Source organism: Sphaerotilus sp. (genome assembly GCF_041083715.1).
Classification (GTDB): domain Bacteria; phylum Pseudomonadota; class Gammaproteobacteria; order Burkholderiales; family Burkholderiaceae_C; genus Sphaerotilus.
This window is the reverse complement of sequence record NZ_JBFPGY010000408.1, coordinates 1-4771: the sequence shown is the minus strand read 5'-3', so window position 1 is coordinate 4771 and position 4771 is coordinate 1. Positions and strand designations below refer to the sequence as shown.

Here is a 4771-nt window from a genome sequence, read left to right as displayed (position 1 = left end):
ACGGTCTCGGTCGGAGGTGTTCATGACGCAGGGTCAGCGGAAGGTGTTGGCGGGCGTCATCGTGTAAACGGCTTCCGGGCAATAGCCATCGGACGAGCGGCACTCGTTGCTGGTGCTGTACATGTCCATCACGACTGCCAGGCAGTAGCGCCCCGCGGGCGGATTGACGGTGGCGATGCGCTGCCTGAGCGTGATTTCGGTGAGGTTGTACAGGTAGTCCTGCGACTTGCCCTGGCTGTCGATCAGCGAGGGAACGAAGCCGCCGAGGCGGTAGCCATTCATCTTCGGCCAGCCGGCCACATGGTTCTGCGGTACCGCCCAGAGCGACCAGCGCAGGCTGCCGGTGTGGGCTGATGCCGACTCCAGCGTGTCGCTGTAGGTGACGTAGGACTCGATGTCGGCAAAGGACACTGCGCCCGCCTTGTCGCTGCCGAGCAGGGCCGTCTGGCTGCTGGCCGTGCTGGCCCGCAGCAGGCTGAAGTAAAGCAGTCGGCCGGTCTTCAGGTAGACGCTGTCACAGAAATCGGCGGTACTCTCGGGTGCAACGGCCTGTGCGCGCGTCGTGGGGCGGCTGGGAAGCACCTTGTCGCTGCTGCCGCTGACCGGGGCGGTCAGCGCGCTGAAAGGAGCCAGCAGCGCCAGCACCGTCCCGAGACGTGTGCCCCACCGCTTGTGCTGCTTGCGTCGCATCGCCCCAGCCTCCACCGTTCGTTTGCATGCTCTGGTGCAAGTCTAGCCGACGGTACTGACTGGGATCAATTGATCGTGTCAAATTTCACGATTTGGCCTGCTTGAGCACGCAATCAGACGCGCTGCCAGACCAGATTGGCGCGCGCGAACATCGCCTTCAGCTCGCCCTTCTCGGCCAGCGTGTTCAGACCAGCCTGCAATGCTTCGGCCAGATCGGTGGCTTCCTTCTTGACGGCCATGCCGACCGCCCAGCCGTCCTTGGGCGCCCGCGGCATCGGGATCGGCGCGATCGCAAAACGCGGGTCACCGCGCAGCACGGATTCGATCTCCGAACGCAGGCCGGCCGCTGCAGCGACTTCGCCGCGCTGCAGCATCTGCGCGGCCACCACACCGTCATTGATCTTGGTGATCAGCTTCTCGCGCAGTGCACCGTCGTCGGCGCCGATCATCAGCCATCCGGCCAGCGACAGGCCCGGCACGGCCGAACGCACCTGGCGCAGTGGCTCCAGGGAGTCCAGTTCGGGCAGCCTGGAAAGGTCACGGGCGACCACGACCCGTTCACGCCAGTAAGGGCCGAAGATGCTGACCTTCGGGTTGTCCTGCATCAGCGGACGGTCGACCGGCACGTGCAGCATCACGTCGGCCGGCCCGTAGCCGAGGTAGTGGCCCTTCCAGACCATGTTGCGCAGGTCGTCGTTCATGTTGTCGTCGGCCGGGAACGGCAGCAGCGACACCTCGACACCCAGCGTACCCGCAAGTGCCTTGGCCAGTTCGATCTCGATGCCCTGGCCCTTGACGTGGAAAGGCGGCAGATCGTTGTAGATGCCGACAGACAGCCGACCGCGTTCCAGCACGCGGGCCAGTCCGGTCTTGTCCTCGGCCTGTGCGCTGCCGACGCCGAGCAGGCCGCCGAGCGCACCCAGCGCCAGCGTCGAGGTCTTGCCGAGGAAGGCGCGGCGGTCGTGCGCCTTGTCGTTGTTGGAGGGAATCATGTCTGTCTCCTGGTCCGCTGCGGGCGGCGGGCGGGTGTCTGGGGTCTGAAAAACGGGCAAGGCCCGAAGCCGGATTCTGTCAGTGAATCCATGCTGCAGACCTCGTGAAGACGCAGCCAGGGTCAGGGCAGCGGTTTTTCGCGGCGGGTTTCCAGGTAGGCCTTGATGGCCCACATGGCTTCCTGGCTGAACACGCCTTCGAACGGAGGCATGTAGACCGCGCCATTGCGGACCTTGCCGTGGCGGATGCTGCTCAGGAAGTAGTCGTCGATTTCCTTGACGCAGGCATTGCGCTTCTTCTCGTCCTTGATCGGCACGCAATCATTGTCGAGGCGACGCAGGTCGGGAGCGATGCCGCCAGAGATGGCTTCCAGGCCATGGCAGCGGGCGCAGTTCTGGTTGAACGCCGAGGTGCCGATGGCGACGGCCTTGTCATTGCCGCGGTACGGGTTTTCAGCGCGCCAGTCGGCGCCCAGTTGTGGCAGGCTGGATGTGTCCACAGCCTGCGGTGTCACATCGCCGTGCGCCATGGCCTGGCCACCGGCCACGGCGCAGAAAGCGGCCAGAATTGCTGCGCGGAAGAGGTTGCCTTGTGCCATTCGTTGTCTCCAGAGAGTGTTTGTTCAAAGGGGGTTGGCATTGTTTCTGCAATCACTGTGCCAAGCACGGACAAGGTCACGGACAAGGCATGGAAACAAGGGTCTGTCCGGGGGTGGTACGCCGCAGTTGCTTCTAAATTGCGCGTCATCCCTTTGAATTCTCCGGCACTGTGACAGTGAGCGGACGGCGTGTGCGAATAGATGACAGTGACGGTCAGGCGACAATCGGGTGGCCCGGCAGATCTGATTTGCAGAGAAGACAGGAGACAAGACCATGGCAGGACCCTATACACCCGCTTCGGCAGGGTTGCGGTTGCGCGCGACACAAGGCGATGCGCGCCGGCCGATTGCGTCGGCGCTGCCGCTGGACCACACCCATGTCTCGAAGATCGACAACTCGCACGAGCGCTGCGCTGCCCTTGGCCTGTCACGCATCGAGCGCCTGGACTTCTCGCCGCTCGGGCGTTCGGATCTGGTCGTGGCACGCGAGCGCAACCAGCGTCTCTACGCCCATGCCGCACCGGTCATGGAGATGCTGTTCGAGCAGATCGTCAACAGCGACTCGATGGTGGTGCTGTGCGATGCCACCGGCACGATCATCCACTCGATCGGCGACCACGACTTCCTGACCCGCGCATCGAAGGTCGCGCTGCAGCCGGGCGTCAACTGGTCCGAGCAGTCCAAGGGCACGAACGCGGTCGGCACGGCGCTGATCGAGGAATCGCCCACGCTGGTCCATGCCGACGAGCACTACATGCATGCCAACCACTTCCTGACATGCTCGGCCGCACCGATCCTGGATCCGCGCGGCAACATCCTCGGCGTGCTGGATGTGTCCGGCGACCAGCGCACCTACCACCAGCACACGATGGGGCTGGTCAAGATGAGCGCGCGGATGATCGAGAACCACTGGCTCACGGACGACTACCGCAATGTGATGCGGCTGCACTTCCACAGCCGCGTCGAGTTCATCGGCACGCTGATGGAGGGCATTCTTGCCGTCAGCCAGGATGGCAAGCTGGTGGGGGCCAACCGGGGTGCACTGGAGCAGCTGGGTCTGAGCGGCGCTGCGCTGCGCATGCATTCGCTGTCCACGCTGTTCGGCACCAGCGTGTCGGCGCTGGTGGACCGTTTCCGCTCGCCGCTGGCACAGCCGCAGCCCGTCGAGCTGTCGAACGGACGGCAGTTCCATGTGCATGCCCGCTTCAACTGGCCGGTGTGGCACGGCATGGAGGCGGCTTCGCCTGTCAGCGATGTCGTGCCCACCCACGAGACCCAGGGTGCGGCCGCACCGGCGCGCGAGCCGTCTGTCCGATCCTCTGCCGCATCGACCGAACGCGCCGGTCTGGCCAACCTGACCACGGGGGATGCGCAGGTCGGCACGCTGGTGGACAAGATCCGGCGTGTCATCAACCGCGACATTCCCATCCTCATCCTGGGTGAAACCGGCACTGGCAAGGAGCTGCTGGCCCGTGCCATCCACCAGGACTCCGAGCGTGCCCGCCAGCCATTCGTGGCGGTGAACTGCGCTTCGATTCCCGAAACGCTGATCGAAGCCGAGCTGTTTGGCTATGAGGAAGGCGCTTTCACCGGCGCCCGGCGCAAGGGTGCGGTCGGCAAGCTTGTGCAGGCCAATGGGGGCACGCTGTTCCTCGACGAGATCGGCGACATGCCGCTGACGCTGCAGGCGCACCTGCTGCGTGTGCTGCAGGAGCGGCAGGTCACGCCACTGGGCAGCGCCAAGGCGGTGTCGGTGGACGTGATGCTGGTGTGCGCGACGCACCGCAACCTGCGCGAGATGATCGAACAGAAGACCTTCCGCGAGGACCTGTACTACCGCCTGAACGGACTGGCTGTGCGTCTGCCGCCGCTGCGTGAGCGCACCGACCTGGTCGCGCTGGTCGAGCGCATCCTGGAGCGCGAGAACCCGGACCGCCGCCTGCGCCTGAACCCGGATGTGCTGCGCCTGTTCCAGGGGTACCAGTGGCCAGGCAATGTGCGCCAGCTGTTCAACGTGCTGCGCACCGCCAGTGTCATGGCCGCGGGGGATGCGGTGATCAGCCGCGATCATCTGTCGGACGACTTCATCGACGACGCCCGCCAGGCTTCGGCGCAGCGCCCGGCGGTGGTCGTGCCGATGCCTGAGCCCGAGCCTGTGCAGCGGGAGCGGGCGGCACCGCTCGACACGGCCATGCCGTCGTCGCCGGCCGCTGGCTCCCCGGTGGACGATCAGGCGGGCCGCTCTCTGGAGGACATCGAGCTGCAGTCCATCCAGCGGGCCGTGGATGCCGCGGGCGGCAACATCTCGGTGGCGGCCAAGCAGCTGGGCATCAGCCGCAACACCATCTACCGCAAGCTGCGCTGGAAAACACCGCGCTGAGCATCGGCTTCGGCCTCGCCGGTGGTGGTTGCTGCCGGTGTCGCCATCCAGCGGGCTTCGGCCTCGCGCCAGACATGCTGCCAGTTGAGCTGGTGGCGCACGCTCCGGTT

At 65.5% G+C, this 4771-nt stretch carries 4 protein-coding genes; 1 reads left to right on the top strand and 3 read right to left on the bottom strand.

From position 1 onward, the window contains the following. Positions 1-33: 33 nt before the first annotated feature. The 3 genes from AB3X43_RS19145 to pedF form a co-directional block, all read right to left on the bottom strand. Positions 34-690, bottom strand: a complete 657-nt coding sequence (locus AB3X43_RS19145; RefSeq protein WP_369431468.1) for a hypothetical protein — start codon at positions 688-690, stop codon at positions 34-36. 113 nt (positions 691-803) lie between these two features. Next, on the bottom strand, positions 804-1682 hold the full coding sequence (locus AB3X43_RS19140; protein ID WP_369431467.1) for a substrate-binding periplasmic protein: 879 nt from the start codon (positions 1680-1682) through the stop codon (positions 804-806). Between the two features lie 122 nt (positions 1683-1804). Continuing rightward, positions 1805-2281 (bottom strand): cytochrome c-550 PedF, encoded by a 477-nt coding sequence (gene pedF / locus AB3X43_RS19135; protein ID WP_369431466.1) that lies wholly within the window; start codon positions 2279-2281, stop codon positions 1805-1807. Between the two features lie 274 nt (positions 2282-2555). Here pedF and AB3X43_RS19130 point away from each other — a divergent pair, with 274 nt between their 5' ends. Continuing rightward, a complete protein-coding gene (locus AB3X43_RS19130) occupies positions 2556-4661 on the top strand; it encodes a sigma-54-dependent Fis family transcriptional regulator (RefSeq protein ID WP_369431465.1) in 2106 nt (701 codons plus the stop codon). Positions 4662-4771: the final 110 nt, after the last annotated feature.

Excerpts from the sequence above, each read along its gene's own strand:
- AB3X43_RS19140 (WP_369431467.1), bottom strand. The coding sequence starts at position 1,682 with ATGATTCCCTCCAACAACGACAAGGCGCACGACCGCCGCGCCTTCCTC.
- AB3X43_RS19145 (WP_369431468.1), bottom strand. The coding sequence starts at position 690 with ATGCGACGCAAGCAGCACAAGCGGTGGGGCACACGTCTCGGGACGGTG.
- AB3X43_RS19130 (WP_369431465.1), top strand. The coding sequence starts at position 2,556 with ATGGCAGGACCCTATACACCCGCTTCGGCAGGGTTGCGGTTGCGCGCG.
- pedF (WP_369431466.1), bottom strand. The coding sequence starts at position 2,281 with ATGGCACAAGGCAACCTCTTCCGCGCAGCAATTCTGGCCGCTTTCTGC.